We start from the raw sequence: 19,714 nt of genomic DNA, 5'->3' as shown, positions 1-19,714 counted from the left end.
CAATCGACCCATTATTCTTCACGACTTTTCACGACTACCACCGAACATCCTTCTTTTTCCCATAATCCACGAGTCAACCTTTTCTCCGCTTAACAAACTTTCACTTCTCACATGTCCCATCCACGCTACAAGGCCATTTCCCACGCCATCGAAGATCCTCTTATGCGATTGCACGACATACATTTCGACATTTCCTAGTCTTTCCCAATCTCTCTTGACTCCCCAGAGTCTCGCTTGTGATGATGGAAGCCGTTTCATCACATCTCGATAACGTTTCTTCTCACAAGGAGGCCTTTGTCACAATGGTACGAACATGGTTCATGACAGTATGTCTTTCATTCACGTTGATCACTCCAGCTTTGGCAGAACAGGACCATCATGCACATGATGATGTAATGGAGAGTGAAAAACCCATACAAACCAAAAGCTCAGATGATGCTCAGAAGCCGATGGACATGAGCGGGCAAGATTCCAACAACGCGGCGGCAACATTGTCACGTAAAGCCCAACGAGGACAGCAAGAACTTGATATGATCAAGGGAAATCCAAAGGAATTTCGGGTTCTGACTATGGGAGTGCAGATTTTCCTGGGCCGATTTGGATATGGAGCTGGACCCTACACTGGAACATTTGACGAACAGACCAAAGCCGCGCTGAAGGAATATCAAGCCCATGCTGGCTTGCCAGCGACGGGAGACCTCGACTATCAAACACTCACACATCTCACCGATGACAACAAAGTGCTTGATCGCCCCTTACCCTATCTCCCCAAGTATTCCTTCCATGGTGATCAGTGGGAAAAAGCGATTGAGGTAGAGGGGACGTGGGCCAGTGAAGCAGGTCCAACGGCCGATGCCGTGCAAACATCAAAGTTGTACTGCTTTCGAGAGCAGAAACAATGCATAGAATCGACTGCCGTGTTACTTGTCGAACATGCACCGATGTTAGATGTGGCCACCCACGTCTATGCGATCAAGGAATGGGACGATGATCAGTTGGTAAGTGAACCCTATGACGGGGAAGCCTGCACTATCAGCATCTTGCGGATACATCGTCGAAGTAATACGGTGACACGATTTTCGGCGTACCAAGAAGGCACGGGAATTTGCGCGGATGTCACAACTGAAGACGTGCAGTACCGCCTCATCAACGGACCAGATGTGTTCGTCGACCTGCAGCAGCGCAAAGCACAGGAAATACAAAAGATTTTGCGAATAAAGGAATAACCAGGTTCACCGAATTTTCCTTTCCACACAACCCCAATAGAATCGTATGAATACTATGCTTCGCGATGAAATTGCGTAACGCGTGGTTGGTCGTCATCTTTTTTGCTGGAACTGCCTCAGGCTGTGAGAAATGGGCCTATTTCACTGAATCACAAGGGCTATCAGCGGAGGGGATGACGGCCAACGTTCATGCCACGACTCAGCAGTTAGCGAATGAGGGGGAATTTCTCATATTCGGCGCTCTCGGGAAAAGCGGCGAAGCCGGTCATGTTGGAAAAGCCCAGTGCCCGGTTTGTCATGCGTTTCACCCTAAACACACGAGTAAACGTGGCCCAAATTTGTGGGGAATCACGACTCGGAAGCGAACAAAGTCAACCGCGATAGAATATCTGGCTGAATCCCATGTCTGCCCGAATTGTTATATCGTAGCGGGATGGGGCTTGAAAGGGAGTCGAGACTGCGAATCGCCCATGCCCAAAGCCCATCTTCCCCCAATCAACCTCACGCTTGACGAACTTGTGGCCATTGATACGTGGATGTATGTCCACGAAGACAATCAGCCGCCTTCATCACCTCTCATTCGCGCGACCTACCAAAAGCTTCTTTCATCAGAAGAGTGGAGCTACATCAACCGAGATTCACCCATAACACCACTTACCAAAGACTCAACCAAACAATTGTTCCTCCAACATGCATGCGCTGGCTGCCATATCATTCCCAATATCCCCGCAGCGACCGGAAAACTCGGACCGTCTTTGCATATGAAAACTAATGCACCAGCCCGTCTGGAGGACCCTGCTTACACAGGCCATGCTTCGTCACCAAGAGAATATATTATTGAATCGATTCTTTTTCATGATGTGTATATCGTTACCGACGACCCTATGTATGCCCAAACGACTCCCGCGTCCTCTTATTATGACAACACCATCGGCTCAGCCGACCTCCAGCAAATGGTTACATATCTTGAAAATGAGGAGCCAGACGAACAACCTCAATCTCCAACGATGACAGCGATTGAGGAATGTTTGCACAATACAGACTCGTAGGCGGGGGACGTCCTGAGGCAAAAAACCCCATTCACCATACTCACCAGTCAATTGAGAGAAATACGTGGGTAACGGTTATTTGGATCGAAATAACCAAGAAGCATACATTCCCCCTACCGCAATCGTGACAAGTTGGATGGTTTGCAACATCCGGCTAACGATTGCTCCTTCACGAGGGGGAGAAAGAATAAAGGCCATTCCCAAAAATTGCGGAGACTCTTCAGGTGCAGCCTCCCAGGGAGGAAAAAGTACGGCAAGGACCAATAATCCAACCATGATATACAAAATACGGATGTTTAAAGATTCTCCGGCTCGCGCGTGCTGCTGTTGGGCTTCCACTTGTGTTCCACATTTCATACAGTGACGCGCACCACTGGAAATTCCCAAACCACAAGAAGAACATTTCTGTCGGTCATTCATATACTATCCTTGAAGAATGGAGAGGTTTTAGGTAAACAGTATACATAATGATTGCTCAACCTTTTAAGACCATTTCCGTAATCGGTGCCGGGTCATGGGGAACGGCATTAGCCCGTCTGTTAGCTCGCAAGGGGTTTACCGTTCGTCTTTGGGCTCATGAACAGGAAGTGGCAGAATCGATTCAGACGACGCAACGTAACGCCTTGTATCTTCCGGACTTTCTTTTGCCTGATTCATTATCCGCCACAGGATCGCTTGCCGAAGCGGTTCACGAGACGGACCTTCTTTTGTTAGCGGTTCCCTCCCATGCCATGCATACGATTCTTGAGCAACTTCGCCCTCATATGACCACGCCCCTGCCTATTACGATTGCCACAAAAGGTATTGAGGAACACTCCCTCCACCTCATGTCTAATATCGTTGAAGCTGTGCTTCCTCAACCCTGGCATACCTTCGTGACGATTCTTTCTGGGCCAAGTTTTGCGCGCGAAGTCTGCCAGGAAAAACCTACAACCATTCTTTTGGCTGGACATACAGCCGACCTGGTGACGCAACTTCAACAGGTATTTTTGACATCGCAGTTTCGAGTGTACGCTGGACATGACATGATTGGCGCACAAATTGGGGGCGCGGTAAAAAACGTCATGGCCATCGCCTCTGGTATTGTGGATGGTTTGGAATTGGGATTCAATACCAGAGCGGCATTGATTACCCGAGGCCTCGCCGAGATGATTCGCCTAGGCACCGCCATGGGTGCAGACGTCTCCACGTTATATGGACTATCCGGACTAGGGGATCTTGTGTTGACCTGCACGGGGTCATTAAGCAGAAACTATACGGTTGGATTAAAACTCGGACAAGGATTACCTCTAGATGACATTCTTTCGCACACATCAACCGTAGCAGAAGGCATTCGCACCACTCGTGCAGCCGCAGGCTTAGCCCAGCGGCACAACATTGAAATGCCAATTGTTGATGGGGTGTATCAAGTCTTGTTTGCACACATGGACCCTCGTCAAGCAGTCGCCAATCTCATGAATCGTGCAGCAACAGTTGAAACGGACCGAGGACTCGACTCATGAACGCACCACCACCAAACACAACAAGGCCAAATGATGGATACCGATCACCTTCAACAACTGCTTGAACAAGTCCGATCCGAGTCTGTATCAGTCAAGGATGCCCTTCAACAATTACGCACCTTACCCTATGAAGATATTGGATTCGCCTCAATCGATCACCATCGCTCGGTACGACAAGGCTTTCCGGAGGTTATTTTTTGTGAAGGGAAGACGAAGGCTCAAGTTACCGCCATTGCGCGAAAATTGCTCAAGCAAGGCAGCTCACTCCTCGCGACTCGTGTTCAACCAGAGATGGGGAGGGCTTTAACTCGTGCGATTCCGAAAGCGACCTATCATAAAGTAGCCAGAATTGTGTCGGTGCAACCCTCTAAGCAACCTCGACGCGGAAATATTGTGATTGTCACCGCAGGCACGTCGGATATTCCCGTAGCCGAAGAAGCCCGAATCACGGCAGAAGTCATGGGTAATCGCGTCCAAACGTTATTCGATGTTGGAGTCGCAGGGCTCCACCGCCTTTTAGATCGGCAAAAAATACTACATCAGGCACGAGTGTTAATTGTGGTGGCAGGAATGGATGGGGTCCTCCCAAGTGTCATCGGGGGGCTTGTGGACCGGCCAACCATTGCCGTTCCGACGAGCCAGGGTTATGGCGCGAGCTTTGGCGGACTCGCCGCACTGCTTACAATGTTGAATGCCTGTTCAAGCGGGGTGGGCGTCATGAATATTGACAATGGATTTGGAGCGGCATGCCTGGCTCATCGCATTAACCTTCTTGGGGAATGACCAACAGATCCTCTTCCTCAATAATTTCCACTCCTGGCTCTCCTGGTTCTGGCAGAGGGTGGCTTGTTGACTCATCCTGTAACATTTCGATCTCATCAACGACCGCCTCGCCCGCTTCTTCCTGGGAAGAATCTTCTTCACTAACCGACGAATCATCAGGTCCAATCTCTGAAGGATTCTGACGATCCTCAAGAACCACGGGTGGAGGAGGAGCGTGATATTTAATGACTTCGACAGATCCACGGGAACGTCGTGAGACCATTCTGGTCTCTATGCGCGCCCCTTTTTCGCCCATGAGTTTCGCTCGGACTTCATACCGATACGTTCCCGGCTCAACCAAGGCGTGTGATTGATCTTTGCCATCCCACACAAACTTCGTAGATATTTTCGGACCCTTTTGTGCCGGGGCTTTTGACCCTAATGGCACTCGTTGCGTGAGAAATCGCATGGATCGTTGAGTCGGAGACGTAATGAGTGTTGAGACTTCCAGAATAGAGAGACCCCGTAAGTTTCTTGGAACGTTCACGATCGCAGAAAATGTTAGCTCTCCATTTCCCGCCTCATAGGGGGACGGCGAGGTCGTGACTTGAGCAATGTGAAACCCTCCAGAAGTCGCACGTCTTTTTTTCGCTTCGGCGATAGTTCCAAACAACAATCCGACAACATAGACTATTCCAAAAACATACAGGCTGATTTGAACGATCCGCCGCCTTTGATTTTCGACCATATTCAATGCTCAACCTCTTCGGCACATGGGGATAATTTAAATTTTCCTGCTCTATAGCCGTTCCAATTTACTTCCATCTGTACGACGTGTGTTTTTGCGCTGTGTACATGATGTAAATTCGGCTGAAAGTTATTTGGTTTCGCTATAGTGGTCGAATACCACAGCTCTTCTCATCAGTCAAATTGAACGCCTGTTTGGCTCACAAGAATGTATGAACCCATGCCTATCTGTTAAGATGGGCGATATTCCCTACTTTGTGTGAAGGATAATCGTGCCTCATCTTCATTTTGACTGTTTCTCTGGTATCAGCGGCGATATGTGCCTCGGCGCATTGGTCGATGCCGGGGTTCCGTTTACCGCCCTCAAAAAAGGTCTACAACAACTGACTACCGGCGGGTATCAGCTCAAAGCCAAGAAAGTCCATCGTGGAACCGTACATGCGACCAAAGTTGACGTCCTCATTCGTGAAGGGTTCGCCAAACCGCTGTCGCTACCCAGGATTCGACGCATCCTGAGCCAAAGTCCACTTCCTCCAAGAGTTAAACAACGCTCCAGAGACGTCTTCCAACGCTTGGCCGAGGCCGAAGGGACAGTCCATGGAGTCCCGCAAGCCAAGGTACACTTCCACGAAGTCGGTGTTGTTGATTCACTTGTTGATATTGTTGGAACCTTACTTGGCCTTCACTATCTCGACATCACCTCAGTGTCAGCTTCTTCTATCAATGTTGGCTCTGGTACGATTCAAACAGCGCATGGGGTCTTGCCCGTTCCTGGACCGGCTGTTGCTCAACTTGCGTTAGGCATTCCAGTTTTTGCATCGGGACCGGCTCTTGAACTTACCACTCCGACGGGAATGGCGCTTCTAACTACACTCACTCAGGATTTTCGGACGCTTCCCCCTATGAATCCACAGTGTATCGGGTATGGAGCTGGCACGGCAGAGCCACCGAACTGGGCAAATGTTCTTCGCGTGTTTCTAAGCTCTCGTCAGGCTCAAGATCAGCAAGACACAGAACCCATCATTGAAATCCAAACGACAATTGATGATCTCAATCCGCAAGCGTATGAATTTGTCATGGACCAGCTCTTCAAGGTCGGAGCTTTAGACGTGACGCTAACGCCAGTCATCATGAAACGCAGCCGCCCTGGAATCATACTCATGGCATTAGCACCAAAAAGCATTTGTGATGACGTAATCCGCACCCTCTTTCAAGAAACCACGACTCTCGGTGTGCGAATGAACGAGATCAGCCGATCCGTCCTGCCACGAAAGATTGAGACGGTTCAATTCCCCGAAGGCGCTGTCCAGATTAAGATTGCCGATCTAGGAAATGGTCAACAAAAAGTGAAGCCTGAGTATCGAGACTGTCAGCGTCTTGCCACAAAAACGGGAAAACCCGTTCGAGAAATCATTGAACAAGCCCTCCAAATATTTCACAATACACCGCACACGAAACAGAAATTACGAAGGACTTCACGCACCACATAAACACCCTGGGCCTCTTAGACGATCTCGCCACGCATCAAAAGACAGCAGATTGCAACCAGAGACTATGAAAACGGCTTCCAATACGACACGTCGACCGACACTAGCCATTACGATGGGTGACCCAGCCGGCATAGGTCCAGAAATCATCGTCAAAACATTCGCACACCCGAGAATATGGAAATGGTGTAGGCCTCTTGTCATAGGTTCACCCGCGCTTCTGGAACGAACGGCTCAGGCCCTTCACATTCCCACGAAAGTTGTCGTGGCTCCGGAATACCCTTCCCAGAACGGACAGAACATCTTTCGTCGAGGTCTTCTCCCAGTGCTCGACCCGCTTGAGAAGCCGTTAGGCCGATTTCGTAAAGGCCAGGCCAGCGCCATACCTGGAGATGCTTCGGTACAGTATATTCAAAAGGCCGTCCATTTAGCGCAAACTGGTGGTGTTGACGGCATTGTAACCGCGCCTATTAACAAAAAGGCCATTCACCTTGCCGGCCACCTTTATCCCGGGCATACAGAAATGTTAGCAGCTCTGACCAGAACAAGAGAGTCCGGCATGATGATTCTCGGCGGACCCCTTAAAATAATGTTTGTCACAACACATGTGGCCATTCGAAATCTTTCTCAAGCAATCACGACCAGCAATGTTTTACGTGCCATTCGATTAGCCGACTCTGGACTTCGTGGATTGTTTCGCATGACACGGCCACGCATCGGGGTTGCCGGCTTGAATCCTCATGCAGGAGAAAACGGCCTGTTTGGTGATGAGGAACAGCAGGCTATCACCCCTGCCATAGCACGTGCACGTAAGTCTGGGATTCGCTGTACAGGACCTTACCCTGCCGACACGCTCTTTGGAAAAGCGGTTCGTGGAGAATTTGACGGGGTGGTGGCCATGTATCATGATCAAGGGCTTGTTGCGCTAAAAACTGTCGCCTTTGGCCATTGCGTCAATATCACCGTTGGGCTTCCATTCATTCGCACGTCGGTCGACCATGGAACCGCCTACGACATTGTCGGAAAAGGCAAGGCTGACGCTACGAGCCTGATCGAAGCCATTGAATTAGCAGCACAACTTTCGACTGACACGCGCTGATTACAAAGACTCTTTCTTATGTTTCTTCATGTCTCGTACCCTCTAATGAATCGTAATCACCACAAAAAATTCTGAGATATATGAATGTGTCTGCTCAACATGCTCGACCGCGATCATATGCAGGAGCCCGGTCAACCGCATTGACCATTCTTTTAAAAATTCATCGTCAGCAACCGTTTGCCGATGACGTGGTCGATTCGATATTCGAATCGACGAAAGTACGAGAATTAGACCGAGGTCTGATATTTGAACTCGTGTATGGCGTCCTACGGCATCGCGAAACGTTAGATTGGCGATTAAATCAATTGGCTGATCGCCCGATGTCACGATTACCCCTCACCGTTGCCATGATTTTTCGTCTGGGGGCCTATCAATTACTGTATCTTGATAAAATTCCGCCATCGGCGGCTGTGAATGAATCGGTAAAGCTCGCCAAAACCATTGGTGGCCGCAATTGGAGTGGCATGATGAATGCCGTGCTTCGCAATATTATTCGCCACCCTCCTCCTCCATGGCCCCATCCCTCAGAAAATCCCATCTTGGCCTTGTCTATTCGTCATTCCTGCCCTTCCTGGTTAGTCGAACGATGGTTATCGGTTTGGGGAACCCAAAAGACACAAACGCTGTGCGAGGCGACGCTTCAGATTCCCCCTCTCACTTTACGAACGAATACATTGCAGTGCTCACGCGATGAACTGATAAACCGACTACGATCCGAAGGATATGAAGCACGAGAAACCACGATCAGTCCGCTCGGAGTGCTTGTGGAAAAATGTGGAAAACTGGGAGACCTTGGTCCATTAGCAGACGGGTGGTGCTATATTGAAGACGAAGCGGCTCAACTCATTCCTCCATTATTGGACATTAAACCCGATCATCACGTGTTAGATGCCTGTGCGGCTCCAGGTGGAAAAACAACCCATATAAGCCAGCTGATGCTCAACCATGGACAAGTTATCGCTGTAGATCGAGATGCACAGCGGCTGAAACGTCTGACCTCCAATTCTCAACGACTAGGACTGACAAACATTACGCCTCTGTGCGCGGATATGGAAAAAGATATTTCAACAACATCTCTTTCCACCTCAAACAAGACTCAACAGAGAGCCTGGACTTCCTTGCTGAAGCAAGGCTTCGATCGCATCTTGCTAGATGTTCCCTGCTCGGGCCTGGGTGTGCTTCGCCGTCATCCAGAAGGGAAGTGGTTAAAAGGACCAGATCTCATCGATCACGTTCAACTCCTTCAAGGGAAAATCCTCGCACAGGTGAGTACGCTCTTGAGACCCGGTGGAGTGTTGGTCTATAGTGCCTGCTCGACTGAATTAGAGGAAACAAGCCAGGCTGTAGACACATTCCTCGAGCATCATCAGGATTTTTATCAGGATTCCGTCAAACCGTGGCTTCCTCCTGCCGCCCAGTCACTCGTGAATGATGCGGGAAGTTTCATCACTTCCTTCAATACGGTATCGATGGATGGATTTTTCGCTGCTCGCTTAAAAAAACGGAACAACTAATCATGTCCTCAACTCCACTCATTGCACCGTCTATTCTTTCAGCCGACTTTGGTCGTCTTGCAGAAGCGGTCAGCCAAGTGGAAGCTGCAGGTGCCGACTGGATCCACATCGATGTTATGGATGGACACTTTGTGCCCAACCTCACCGTTGGGCCTCCAATCGTTGAAGCGGTTCGTAAGGTCACCACGCTTCCTTTGGATGTACATTTGATGATGACCAACCCCGATGCATTTATCGGAGAATTCGCTGACGCTGGAGCTGACGTCTTGACTGTACATGTCGAAGCCTGTCCCCATCTTCACCGAACACTCCAGTCCATTAAAGAACGCCACGTCAAAGCTGGCGTCACGTTGAACCCGGCAACGTCGGTGAGCACACTTGAGGAAGTCATTCACGAGGTGGATCTCATCCTTGTCATGTCGGTAAGCCCAGGATTTGGCGGACAAACCTTTATTCCCTCCTGCCTGGAGAAAATTTCTCGAATTCGTCAGATTCTTAACGCAGGGAAAAACCCAGGTCTTTTGGAAGTCGACGGGGGAATTAATCTTCACAATGCCGGTTCCATTATCAAAGCTGGAGCTGATGTCCTAGTCTCTGGATCGGCGATTTTTGGCAGTGACGACTTTTCAATCACCATACAACAGATGCGAACAGCAGGACAGACCGTCAACGTCTAACGTGTTCCATGGATACTACCGCTCTACTCGATAGCCTGCATCCACTCGAAACCAAAGTGCTCACGGTTTTAAAGCATGCAACAGATGCGCTCTCTGATGACGAACTCGCTCACGCGACGGAACTCGACCCTTCACAAGTCAGTATGGCGGTCGGATGGCTGCTCACCAAACAACTGATCGTCCTGGCAACCGAACACATTACCCCCGTCGTGTCGTTAAGTGAGACAGGAAACACTTATAGGCAGGCCACGTCTCCTCCGGAATGGATTCTTCAATCTATTCAAGAGTATCAGACTCGAGGGGAACAGGTGACGGTGAAGGACCTTCAAGCTCAAGGCCAATTTCAACCAACTGAACTCAGCCGTGCGATCGGTCTTCTCAAAAAAGATCAAGCCATTCGATTGGTTTCGGGAGGGGTATTAGAAACAACAAACACCGCAAGCTCCACCACACACGCGTTACGACAATTACTGACACAGTTAGCTGAACAGACTCATCCGCTGACAACATTCCCAGATGCGGACCAGACACTGATTCGACAATATGCAGTCAAACGCGGGAGCGCACAAGAACCCTTTCGCATTGAAGACGAAATCCTGCGTACCTATGCCTTGACTCCGGAGGGTCAGACCATTAGTCAATTGACCACGTCAGATTCTTCGAAAGAAACGTCACAACTGACACCGGATATGCTGAAAGATGGTTCTTGGCGAAATTATTCATTTCGAAAATACTCCATCAGCCTTCGTCCTCCTCGACTCGCCGTTGGACGTCGACATCCATACAGAGAATTTTTAGACACGGTCAAACAGAAACTTGTGAGTATGGGCTTTCAGGAAATGCGCGGAGAGTTGGTTGAAACGGAGTTTTGGGACATGGACGCGCTCTATATGCCACAGTTCCATCCCGCTCGTGCCATTCACGATGTGTATTTTGTTAAAAACCCCACTCATGCCAAGTCTATCGCTGAACCCTTTCTCTCCCAAGTGGCCGATGCCCATGAAGATGGAGGAACAACCGGCTCAAAAGGGTGGCAATATCCGTATGACCGCGAGCGAGCGAGGCGACTCATTCTTCGAAGCCAAGGCACTGCCGTTTCGGCTAAAACATTGGCCAGTAATCCTGATGTGCCGGGGAAATATTTTTCGATCGCACGGTGCTTTCGCTATGACCAGGTAGATGCCACTCATGCCACAGACTTCTTTCAAGTCGAAGGTATTGTGTTAGGCCACGATATAAATTTTCGAACGTTGTTAGGGCTCCTCCACCTCTTTGCATCGGAAATGGCTCAAGCCAAGGAAATTCGGTTTTTGCCCGCCTACTTTCCCTTTACCGAACCATCCGTCGAGTTACATGTCCGTCATCCACATCTTGGATGGATGGAACTTGGAGGCGCGGGACTCTTTCGACCCGAAGTCACCATTCCCTTAGGGGTCAACGTTCCGGTAATTGCATGGGGGCTAGGACTTGATCGCATGGCGATGGTTGCCCTGGGTATTCATGACATACGTGATTTATTTACTTCTGATCTTGAAGCCGTTCGCAATATGCGACGAAAATTTTAGTACACATTATGCCGACTATTTCTATTTTCCATAACGATTTTGAGCAACTCTTAGGTCAAAATGCCGAAATTAGCCAAGTTGAATCATGGCTTCAACTGGTCAAAGGTGAACTCAAAGATCATAATCCGGCAAATGGCGAGTTGCGTATTGAGTTGCAAGACAGCAATCGACCTGATCTCTGGTGCGTGGAAGGTATTGCCCGCCAAATTCGTCTCGTCCTTGCTGCGAAGCCAATTGATTACCCCTTTCTCTCCAGTAAAAGCCGGGCCAAACGTCGACTCATGGTACTTCCTGGTATTGAGAATGTGAGGCCATTTGCCGCAGCATGCGCAGCTACAGGCTATACCGTTACGGAAGAAGGGTTGAATCAACTCATACAAACACAAGAAAAGTTAGCCGATATTTTTGGGAGAAAACGTCAAACGGTTTCAATTGGTGTCTATCGTTTGGCCGCGATTTCGTTTCCGGTGACCTATGGCCTTGTGAAATCGGAAAAAACACGTTTCACGCCACTTGGATTCACCGAAAAGATGACTCCCCAGGAAATTTTAGCTGTCCATCCGAAAGGCTTGGAATATGGAGCGCAATTTTCTCATGCCGACCAGGTTCCGCTTCTCTGGGATAAAGACGGCCAAGTCCTGTCCTTTCCTCCTATCATCAACAGTCGAGAAGTTGGTGAGGTTCAGATAGGAGATCAAGGTCTGCTCGTAGAGGTTACAGGAACAGACCTGCCAATGGTTCTGCTCACATTAAATATTTTGGCCGTGAACCTCGCAGATCGAGGAGCCGCTATTGATCCGATTGATGTCGTCTACCCAAATGCTACAGCATTTGGGAAAACGGTCAAAACACCTCTTGATATGTCGAAATCTCAACGGATCTCACTCAAAGCCATTGAACATGCCCTTGGTACACCACTTGGATCTGAGGTCATTCAACAAGCTCTTTCAGACTATGGGTATCAAGTCAAAGCCACGCAACACAGCTTATCTGTGAAAATGCCTGCGTATCGTCAGGATCTCATGCATGTCATGGATGTGGCCGAAGATGTAGCGATCAGTCGAGGGTATGACTCTTTTAGCCCCATTATGCCAGGACATTTTACCGTTGGGACTCTGTCATCACTTGAGCGACTTTCCGATCAAATTCGCGACTTAATGATTGGATTTGGCTTTCAAGAAATGTTTTCGAATATTTTAGCGTCACGCATGGAATTAGTGGAGCGCATGCGCTTGGCAGGCACACCCCAGGGTCATGTCGTTGAAGTCGATAATGCTATGTCAGAAACTTACGCATGCCTTCGTTCCTCAATTCTGCCTTTTCTTTTACGAGTAGAAGCGGCCTCGCCTCGCTCATTTTACCCTCATCAATTGTTTGAAATTGGGGAAGTGGCAATTCCTGATATGGGAGTCGATTTGGGGTCGCGAACAATCGTGAATGTGTCGGCTATGATTGCGCAACCTGGCGCGAGTTTCTCAGAAATTCACTCGTACCTTGACCTCTTGATGTACTATCTCGTTCGGGATTACCGGCTGGAACCAAGCACCCATCAATCATTTCTAGATGGGCGCGTTGGTACGATTATCTGTGGGAAACAGGAATTAGGATTTATTGGAGAGCTTCATCCAGAAGTACTCGAAGCCTGGCAAATTAACATGCCAATCGCGGCATTCGAATTTCAAATAAAACTCTAAAGATTGATTCGATGTACTTACGCAGCCGCTTCGGTGGTCTGTGCCATAACGCCATTAACCAAATTGGTAAACCCTTCAGGATCTTGAATCGCCATCTCTGAAAGCATTTTTCGGTCAAGCATGACATCCGCTTTTTTTAGGGCGTTCATGAACTTGCTGTAGGTAGAGCCATGCGCTCGTATAGCAGCATTAATTCGAGCGATCCAGAGACGTCGGAAGTCTCTTTTTCGTTGTCGACGTCCAATGTAGGCATAGACTTCGCCTTTATCGACTGATTCTGTTGCGGTTCGAAAGAGCCGACTCTTCCCTCCGTATTGCCCTTTGGCAAGCTTCAGTCTCTTTTTTCTTCTTTGTCGTGTCTGTGGCCCACCTTTTACGCGTGGCATGACTTATTCTCCTTCTTCATAAACACTATGCTACGTGGAAACTAACAGTATGGTAGTAAACGATCAAGTGCGCGAGAATCAACATCTCTCACCACGGCAGATCCTGTCAAGCGACGTTTTTGTCGTGGAGCTTTTGATGTGAGAATATGCCGCATCTTGGCTCGTCGGCGCATCCACTTTCCACTTCCAGTACGTTTGAACCGTTTACTGGCACCAGAATGATTTTTTAACTTTTGCCGTGCCATCTTACCCTTCCCAAGCCCATTTTTGTGATAGGGCTATGCATCGATTCGTTACTTGGGGGACACTATCATAAATAAATTACGCCCCTCCATTCGTGGGGCACTTTCAATAATCCCGAAATCATTGAGTTCTTCGATGACCTTTTGAATCGCCGTAAAACCAAATTCTCTATTGGCCATTTCACGTCCTCGAAACATCACCGTTACCTTCGTCTTGTTTCCCTCTTCGAGAAATCCTCGAATCTGACGAACTTTTGTTTCAAGATCATGTTTATCTGTGCGAGGCCGCAACTTAATTTCTTTGACCTGAGTCGACTTTTGATGTTGCTTGGTTCGGTGTTGCTTTTTACTCTGCTCATACTTGAATTTCCCAAAGTCCATGATCCGACACACGGGAGGCTCGGCTGTTGGTGCAACTTCCACCAAATCATAGCCAGACTCTTTCGCCTGCCGAACGGCATCAGGTGTCTTCATCACCCCAAGTTGTTCCCCCTCAGCTCCGATAACGCGAACTTCTGGGACACGTATGAGATGATTAATACGCTGTTTAACGACTTGAGGTCGGCTCATACTGGACGAGAGGAATCACAGGACAGTACAGACGGGATTTCGTTTCGAATAATCGTAAGAACCTCCTCTACCGACATTGTTCCTAAACTCTTCCCATTTCGTTTTCTTACCGATACGGTGCCGCTTTGATTTTCACGATCACCGACAACCAGCATATAGGGAACCTTCTCTTTTTCAGCTTCACGGATTTTAAGACCTATTTTCTCATTCCGCAAGTCTAATTCGGCCCGACAGCCCTCTTTAAGCAATTTATTCAGCACAGAAGTCCCATATTCTTGTTGTTTATCTGAAATTGGGAGGACTTTAGCCTGTACGGGAGACAGCCAAGTGGGAAAAGCCCCTCCATAATGTTCTAATAATATTCCAAAGAAACGTTCAATCGAACCCATCAGCGCGCGATGAATCATGATGGGTTGATGAGATTTTCCATCCTCTGCAATATACGAGAGCTCAAATCGGTTGGGATTATTAAAGTCAACCTGAACCGTCGAGCATTGCCATGAGCGTCCTAACGCATCTTTGATTTTGACATCAATTTTCGGGCCATAAAAGACGCCTTCCCCTGGATCAACTTTATAGGCAAATTGTCCATCGGTTAAAGCCTTTTCTAATGCCTGTGTCGCTTGTTCCCATTGCTCTGTAGAGCCAACCGACTTTTCAGGACGCGTTGAAAGGTACATTTCACATTCGTGAAAGCCAAATGTTTGAAGGACAAAAATGATAAACTCCAACACTTTACTCACTTCTGCAGCCAGTTGATCGGGTCGGCAAAACAAATGCGCGTCATCTTGCGTAAAGCCACGAACTCGCATTAATCCGTGAAGAACACCAGAGCGCTCATAGCGATAGACCGTACCCAATTCACCGTATCGAAGCGGTAGTTCACGATAACTCCGGAGATGCGATTTATACACCATAATGTGGAATGGGCAATTCATCGGCTTGAGTTGATACTCGCTAGACTCAACCGGCATGGATGCGTACATATTCTCTCGGTAATAATCCAGATGCCCACTCGTTTTCCATAAATCTAAACGAGCCACATGGGGAGAATACACCAGATCATAGCCATGTTTGACATGCTGCTCTCGCCAAAAATTTTCAATGAGGAGTCGAATCAGCGAACCTTTGGGATGCCATAATATAAGTCCTGGCCCGGTTTCGTCCTGAATACTAAAGAGATCAAGCTCTTTCCCTAACTTTCGATGATCGCGCTTTTTAATTTCTTCTAAATTGGCTAAATGCTTATCCAACGATTCCTGTGTCGGGAAAGATGTCCCATAAATTCGTTGAAGCATGGGGTTTCGTTCGTCCCCCCGCCAATAGGCACCAGCACTCGTCAGGAGCTTAAAGGCTGTAATATGTCCGGTAGAGGGAATATGCGGTCCACGACAGAGATCGACAAACTCGCCTTGCGTATAGGCGGAAACCGGTTCATGGTCCGGAAATCCTTCGATAATTTCAACTTTGTAGGCTTCACCCCGTGCTTTGAAGAACTCAATGGCCTCTTGCTTGGTAAACTCCTGCCTCGTAATCGTCAGATCACGCTTAATAATCTCAGTCGCGCGGGCCTCGATAAGCTCCAAATCATCTGGAGTGAACGGTCGCTCAAAGGCAAAATCATAGAAAAAACCTTCTTCAATAGCCGGCCCAATGGTTATTTGTACAGAGGGGAAACATTCTTTCACGGCTTGCGCCATAATATGGGTGCTGCTATGGCGATACACTTCCTTGCCCTCGTCTGAATCGAATGTCAGAGGCTCTAGGACACTATCGTGATGAAGCGTGGCTCTCAAATCTCTGGGGATACCATCGACCTTTACAGCAATGGTTCCTTCCAGCCAGTTCCCCTTCGATCGTTCAAGAACTTCTCCTGCAGTCACTCCTGCGGGAAACTCCTGACTCGTGCCATCAGGGAAAGATAGGTGTATAGAAGATTTTTGGTCAGTTGACATGTCGATCATTTGCCCTCGTTGAGGGCGTACAGCCATGTAAATACAGAGCACGAAATAAAAAAGACACCACAGCGCTGGCTTACGGTGCCTTAGAAAGAAAAAGTGGTAGGCGCGGGCGGTATTGAACCGCCGACCTCTACCGTGTCAAGGTAGCGCTCTCCCCCTGAGCTACGCGCCTATGTACCCTTGACCCATGCTAGTCGACCACTCAGAGGTTGTCAAGAAGCAACGTTCAAGTATGTGACTTGGTGATGGTCAGCGTCTAAACACTGTCGTTGGACGACTTAGATAAGCAGGTTTTTTTTCGCTCGCTGACTCTTACAGCCTTCAACCGAAATATTGAATTCTCCAATTTTCTTCCGTAACGTATTCCGGTTCACACCCAGTAAACGAGCGGCTTGCATTTGATTACCATTGGTTTCTTGAAGAGCCAGTTCTATTAACGGCCGTTCGACAGCTCGAATGAACGTGGGATAGAGATCTTGGGCCGATCCAAGTTTCATTGCACGGACAAACTCTCCAAATTGCGCTTCAACATAGTCGACAAAACTCAATTTTGTTCTCGTCGGTTTTGATGATTTTTCTTGTCCAGATCCCACCCATTGAACAAACTGGTTCAGAGAGTCTATAGAAGGCAGCGGTCCCGCAAAAATAAATGTCTTTGAGAAATCAATAGACTCACCAAGGTCTTGCAAGACTTCTTGCTTGGATCCATTACATTCAAGAAACACCCCTTTATAATCTTCCGAAGACATGGCTTTATGCAATGCTTGATAATCCTTGACAAGCGTGATGGTATCCTCGTGCCCCCCTGATTTAACTTGGGTCGCAATTTTGGAATCTTCGGTCAGCACAACAACGCGAACCTGTGATGAACGACTGGACATGGAGAAAGAATGAAAAAGGGTGAATGAAATGGAAAATGAAAAAGAGAACGATTATCTCGTATGGTATTTTTAAATGTCAATCGTGGGGAAAAAACGTATCTCGTCGTTATAGCCATCTCACAAAACATATGACTTCTGCAGTGGAACAACTCGCGTAGTTTCTTTGTATCATCCTAGACTAGCAATACATTGAGATTCGTTATAGCCTCTCGTATTTCGTGAGAAACGTGTTCTGTCTTTTCTCCACCAAATACGAGCAGCACGCAACAAGCCTGGGCAGTGCGTCTTTTTCAGAATCCTGCTACATCAATCCAAGCATTGGACAAAATATTTTGAGCATGATGAAGATGAGAACTCCGCCTAAAACATCCAGGATGACTCCGGCTCGTACCATGCTCGTGACCGGCACGAGACCTGTACCATAGACAATGGCATTCGGCGGCGTCGACACCGGCAGAACAAAGGCAAGACTCGCCCCCATACAGGCTCCCAATGTTGGGGGAATGGGAGACATGTCAGCAGCTTGGGCAATTGCAATCACCACGGGAATAAGCATGCTGGCCGCCGCCGTATTTGAAGCGAGTTCGGTCAACACAATCGCGGTCATGATCGACATGGCCGTTAACCCCCACACGGATTGAACGCCAAAGAGCCCGACCAATCCTTCCCCAATAGTGTGAGCTAGTTGGGTTTCAACCATTAAATGGCCAAACGCAATCCCTCCTCCAAATAACAAAATGGTTCCCCAGTTAATATTGGCCGCTTGCTTCCACGACAGCGTAAACAGTCCTTGAGAAAAATTTATTGGAAGAAAAAATAAGAGTCCTGCGACAACAATCGGAACAAGTTCTTTCGGTAAATGCTGACTCAACCACATCACGAGGCTATGATCCGCTCCTAACCATGCGGACAGCAGACCAGGAACAATCCATAAACACACGGCCAGCGAAAACGCCATACAGGCATGGCGCTCACCAATGCTCCACGGCCCCAGATTGGAACGCTGTGCGTTCAAGGTGTCAAGAAAATTCGGAATGACGGGTGGTGGTGGATGAAGCTTGAGCAGAACCACACTGGTCATCGCTAACATGACCATCGCCAATGGAAAACCAATCATCAACCATGTCAGAAAAGAAATAGAGATATGAGCCTGTTCAGCCAGTAGGCCGACACCGATTAAATTTGGAGGCGTCCCAATTATCGTGGCGACCCCTCCCACACCCGCGCCATAAGCAACAAACAGCAAAAAACCCGTTTTGTATCCTCCTGCTTGCTGCTCCGTTCCATGCATCGTGGTCAGCACGCCTAATGCTATTGGTAACATCAATGCCGTCGCAGCCGTATTGCTAATCCACATGGAAAGGATCGCAACGGTAATACCCATGACCACAAAGACGCGAACCGGGTGAGCACCAACCCATTTCTGCGAGAGAAACCAAAGACCAAACCGTTTATCAAGTCCATGCACCACGAGAGCTTCAGCGAGGAAAAAACTTCCGATAAAAAGGAAGATAATCGGGTGGGCATATGCTGAAAAGACGGTCTTCATGGACCCGAGGCCCATGACCACACACAGGCTCGTCCCAAGTAAGGCCGTCACGGGCAGGGGGATTGGTTCGGTGATCCAATAGGTCACCACCCAACTCAATATAGCCGCCAAGGTTCTGGCAGATGGACTCAATGAAGCCGGGAGTAAGAAATAGAGGATGGTCGCGACAAGTGGGCCAACAAAAAGGCCAATGTGAGCCTTCCGAGAATACCCCATTTTTCCTCCTAGGATTTCCCAAAATTAGCAGGTATCATAGGGTTATCGCATAATTTGGAGAATGATGCATCCTAAAATTCAATCATTAGAGGCGCTACTCAACATTGTCCGCTCTCAACGTTACGCTAATAAGCAATTGGTCTTTACCAATGGGTGCTTCGATCTTCTACATGTTGGACACGTCCGGTACTTAGATCAAGCCAGACAGTTGGGCGACCTGCTCATTATCGGGTTGAATAGTGATCGTTCGGTGCGAAGTTTGGGAAAAGGCATGGATCGCCCGATTGTGCAGGAACAGGAACGAGCGGAAGTCCTCGCGGCCTTAGCCTGCGTGGATTTTGTGACGATATTCGATGAGCCTCACCCGCTCACAGTGATTCAAACACTTCATCCACATGTATTGGTCAAGGGTGGAGACTGGCTGCCTGAGCAGATTATTGGCCGTGAGTTTGTAGAGGATCATGGAGGAACGGTCGTTTCAATCCCGTTGGTTCCTCATATTTCGACCACGCACATCGTCGAACGGATCCGCTCGATGCATTCGACTTCAACACAGGAAAGCGCGTATGGTGAGGCCCTTGAATAGT

19 protein-coding genes and 1 tRNA gene are annotated in these 19,714 nt (G+C 48.5%); 11 read left to right on the top strand and 9 right to left on the bottom strand.

What is annotated here, in order from left to right; all coding sequences use genetic code 11:
* Positions 1 to 320: 320 nt before the first annotated feature.
* A complete protein-coding gene (locus tag ACWHX8_RS00255) occupies positions 321 to 1,226 on the top strand; it encodes a peptidoglycan-binding domain-containing protein (protein ID WP_447969972.1) in 906 nt (301 codons plus the stop codon).
* A 65-nt stretch (positions 1,227 to 1,291) separates the two neighbouring features.
* Positions 1,292 to 2,275 (top strand): hypothetical protein, encoded by a 984-nt coding sequence (locus ACWHX8_RS00250; protein ID WP_447969971.1) that lies wholly within the window; start codon positions 1,292 to 1,294, stop codon positions 2,273 to 2,275.
* A 75-nt stretch (positions 2,276 to 2,350) separates the two neighbouring features.
* Here ACWHX8_RS00250 and ACWHX8_RS00245 read toward each other — a convergent pair whose 3' ends face one another.
* Positions 2,351 to 2,695 carry a zinc ribbon domain-containing protein gene (locus ACWHX8_RS00245; protein ID WP_447969970.1) on the bottom strand — a complete coding sequence of 115 codons (345 nt, stop codon included), beginning with the start codon at positions 2,693 to 2,695 and terminating at the stop codon, positions 2,351 to 2,353.
* A 47-nt stretch (positions 2,696 to 2,742) separates the two neighbouring features.
* On the opposite strand from ACWHX8_RS00245, the gene ACWHX8_RS00240 reads away from it, so the two are divergent.
* Complete coding sequence (locus ACWHX8_RS00240) at positions 2,743 to 3,777, top strand: NAD(P)H-dependent glycerol-3-phosphate dehydrogenase (protein WP_447969969.1); 1,035 nt, start codon at positions 2,743 to 2,745, stop codon at positions 3,775 to 3,777.
* Positions 3,778 to 3,810: 33 nt separating this feature from the next.
* Entirely contained in the window at positions 3,811 to 4,560 is a 750-nt protein-coding gene (gene larB, locus ACWHX8_RS00235) for a nickel pincer cofactor biosynthesis protein LarB (RefSeq protein WP_447971939.1), read from the top strand.
* On the opposite strand, the gene ACWHX8_RS00230 is transcribed toward larB, so the two are convergent.
* Complete coding sequence (locus ACWHX8_RS00230) at positions 4,541 to 5,287, bottom strand: hypothetical protein (protein WP_447969968.1); 747 nt, start codon at positions 5,285 to 5,287, stop codon at positions 4,541 to 4,543. The genes larB and ACWHX8_RS00230 overlap by 20 nt on opposite strands.
* Before the next feature lie 271 nt (positions 5,288 to 5,558).
* Between ACWHX8_RS00230 and larC the strand changes: the two genes are divergently transcribed.
* From larC to pheT, 6 genes are all read left to right on the top strand, one after another.
* Positions 5,559 to 6,776: a nickel pincer cofactor biosynthesis protein LarC gene (gene larC, locus ACWHX8_RS00225; RefSeq protein ID WP_447969967.1), complete on the top strand. Its 1,218-nt coding sequence runs from the start codon at positions 5,559 to 5,561 to the stop codon at positions 6,774 to 6,776.
* A 64-nt stretch (positions 6,777 to 6,840) separates the two neighbouring features.
* The gene (pdxA, locus tag ACWHX8_RS00220; RefSeq protein ID WP_447969966.1) at positions 6,841 to 7,872 is read left to right on the top strand and encodes a 4-hydroxythreonine-4-phosphate dehydrogenase PdxA; all 1,032 of its coding nucleotides are present in this window, start codon (positions 6,841 to 6,843) and stop codon (positions 7,870 to 7,872) included.
* An 80-nt stretch (positions 7,873 to 7,952) separates the two neighbouring features.
* Entirely contained in the window at positions 7,953 to 9,386 is a 1,434-nt protein-coding gene (rsmB, locus tag ACWHX8_RS00215; RefSeq protein ID WP_447969965.1) for a 16S rRNA (cytosine(967)-C(5))-methyltransferase RsmB, read from the top strand.
* Positions 9,387 to 9,388: 2 nt separating this feature from the next.
* The gene (gene rpe, locus ACWHX8_RS00210; protein ID WP_447969964.1) at positions 9,389 to 10,063 is read left to right on the top strand and encodes a ribulose-phosphate 3-epimerase; all 675 of its coding nucleotides are present in this window, start codon (positions 9,389 to 9,391) and stop codon (positions 10,061 to 10,063) included.
* Positions 10,064 to 10,071: 8 nt separating this feature from the next.
* Entirely contained in the window at positions 10,072 to 11,628 is a 1,557-nt protein-coding gene (gene pheS, locus ACWHX8_RS00205) for a phenylalanine--tRNA ligase subunit alpha (RefSeq protein ID WP_447969963.1), read from the top strand.
* 8 nt (positions 11,629 to 11,636) lie between these two features.
* Positions 11,637 to 13,322: a phenylalanine--tRNA ligase subunit beta gene (pheT, locus tag ACWHX8_RS00200; protein ID WP_447969962.1), complete on the top strand. Its 1,686-nt coding sequence runs from the start codon at positions 11,637 to 11,639 to the stop codon at positions 13,320 to 13,322.
* Between the two features lie 17 nt (positions 13,323 to 13,339).
* Here the strand turns inward: pheT and rplT are convergent, their stop codons facing one another.
* From rplT to ACWHX8_RS00165, 7 genes are all read right to left on the bottom strand, one after another.
* Positions 13,340 to 13,708, bottom strand: coding sequence for a 50S ribosomal protein L20 (gene rplT / locus ACWHX8_RS00195; protein WP_447969961.1), 369 nt, complete (start codon positions 13,706 to 13,708; stop codon positions 13,340 to 13,342).
* Positions 13,709 to 13,749: 41 nt separating this feature from the next.
* On the bottom strand, positions 13,750 to 13,953 hold the full coding sequence (gene rpmI, locus ACWHX8_RS00190) for a 50S ribosomal protein L35 (protein WP_447969960.1): 204 nt from the start codon (positions 13,951 to 13,953) through the stop codon (positions 13,750 to 13,752).
* Between the two features lie 48 nt (positions 13,954 to 14,001).
* Positions 14,002 to 14,520: a translation initiation factor IF-3 gene (gene infC, locus ACWHX8_RS00185; protein WP_447969959.1), complete on the bottom strand. Its 519-nt coding sequence runs from the start codon at positions 14,518 to 14,520 to the stop codon at positions 14,002 to 14,004.
* On the bottom strand, positions 14,517 to 16,484 hold the full coding sequence (gene thrS / locus ACWHX8_RS00180; protein ID WP_447969958.1) for a threonine--tRNA ligase: 1,968 nt from the start codon (positions 16,482 to 16,484) through the stop codon (positions 14,517 to 14,519). The genes infC and thrS overlap by 4 nt, the downstream gene beginning before the upstream one ends.
* A gap of 94 nt (positions 16,485 to 16,578) precedes the next feature.
* Positions 16,579 to 16,653 (bottom strand) — tRNA-Val (locus ACWHX8_RS00175).
* Between the two features lie 106 nt (positions 16,654 to 16,759).
* Complete coding sequence (locus tag ACWHX8_RS00170; RefSeq protein WP_447969957.1) at positions 16,760 to 17,362, bottom strand: helix-turn-helix domain-containing protein; 603 nt, start codon at positions 17,360 to 17,362, stop codon at positions 16,760 to 16,762.
* Between the two features lie 301 nt (positions 17,363 to 17,663).
* Positions 17,664 to 19,127: an SLC13 family permease gene (locus ACWHX8_RS00165; RefSeq protein WP_447969956.1), complete on the bottom strand. Its 1,464-nt coding sequence runs from the start codon at positions 19,125 to 19,127 to the stop codon at positions 17,664 to 17,666.
* A gap of 61 nt (positions 19,128 to 19,188) precedes the next feature.
* Between ACWHX8_RS00165 and rfaE2 the strand changes: the two genes are divergently transcribed.
* Entirely contained in the window at positions 19,189 to 19,713 is a 525-nt protein-coding gene (gene rfaE2 / locus ACWHX8_RS00160) for a D-glycero-beta-D-manno-heptose 1-phosphate adenylyltransferase (protein WP_447969955.1), read from the top strand.
* Position 19,714 lies beyond the last annotated feature (1 nt).

This window comes from Nitrospira sp. M1, from assembly GCF_965152605.1.
The sequence above is the reverse complement of the archived record's forward strand: the minus strand, read 5'-3'. Positions and strand labels throughout refer to the sequence as shown.

Bases quoted from the DNA above. Each gene is read 5' to 3' on its own strand.
- ACWHX8_RS00240 (WP_447969969.1), top strand. From the start codon at position 2,743: ATGATTGCTCAACCTTTTAAGACCATTTCCGTAATCGGTGCCGGGTCA.
- ACWHX8_RS00165 (WP_447969956.1), bottom strand. From the start codon at position 19,127: ATGGGGTATTCTCGGAAGGCTCACATTGGCCTTTTTGTTGGCCCACTT.
- pheS (WP_447969963.1), top strand. From the start codon at position 10,072: ATGGATACTACCGCTCTACTCGATAGCCTGCATCCACTCGAAACCAAA.
- ACWHX8_RS00245 (WP_447969970.1), bottom strand. From the start codon at position 2,695: ATGAATGACCGACAGAAATGTTCTTCTTGTGGTTTGGGAATTTCCAGT.
- ACWHX8_RS00255 (WP_447969972.1), top strand. From the start codon at position 321: ATGACAGTATGTCTTTCATTCACGTTGATCACTCCAGCTTTGGCAGAA.
- pheT (WP_447969962.1), top strand. From the start codon at position 11,637: ATGCCGACTATTTCTATTTTCCATAACGATTTTGAGCAACTCTTAGGT.
- ACWHX8_RS00250 (WP_447969971.1), top strand. From the start codon at position 1,292: ATGAAATTGCGTAACGCGTGGTTGGTCGTCATCTTTTTTGCTGGAACT.
- rsmB (WP_447969965.1), top strand. From the start codon at position 7,953: ATGAATGTGTCTGCTCAACATGCTCGACCGCGATCATATGCAGGAGCC.
- ACWHX8_RS00230 (WP_447969968.1), bottom strand. From the start codon at position 5,287: ATGGTCGAAAATCAAAGGCGGCGGATCGTTCAAATCAGCCTGTATGTT.
- rplT (WP_447969961.1), bottom strand. From the start codon at position 13,708: ATGCCACGCGTAAAAGGTGGGCCACAGACACGACAAAGAAGAAAAAAG.
- rfaE2 (WP_447969955.1), top strand. From the start codon at position 19,189: ATGATGCATCCTAAAATTCAATCATTAGAGGCGCTACTCAACATTGTC.
- rpe (WP_447969964.1), top strand. From the start codon at position 9,389: ATGTCCTCAACTCCACTCATTGCACCGTCTATTCTTTCAGCCGACTTT.
- infC (WP_447969959.1), bottom strand. From the start codon at position 14,520: ATGAGCCGACCTCAAGTCGTTAAACAGCGTATTAATCATCTCATACGT.
- rpmI (WP_447969960.1), bottom strand. From the start codon at position 13,953: ATGGCACGGCAAAAGTTAAAAAATCATTCTGGTGCCAGTAAACGGTTC.
- larB (WP_447971939.1), top strand. From the start codon at position 3,811: ATGGATACCGATCACCTTCAACAACTGCTTGAACAAGTCCGATCCGAG.
- ACWHX8_RS00170 (WP_447969957.1), bottom strand. From the start codon at position 17,362: ATGTCCAGTCGTTCATCACAGGTTCGCGTTGTTGTGCTGACCGAAGAT.
- pdxA (WP_447969966.1), top strand. From the start codon at position 6,841: ATGAAAACGGCTTCCAATACGACACGTCGACCGACACTAGCCATTACG.
- thrS (WP_447969958.1), bottom strand. From the start codon at position 16,484: ATGATCGACATGTCAACTGACCAAAAATCTTCTATACACCTATCTTTC.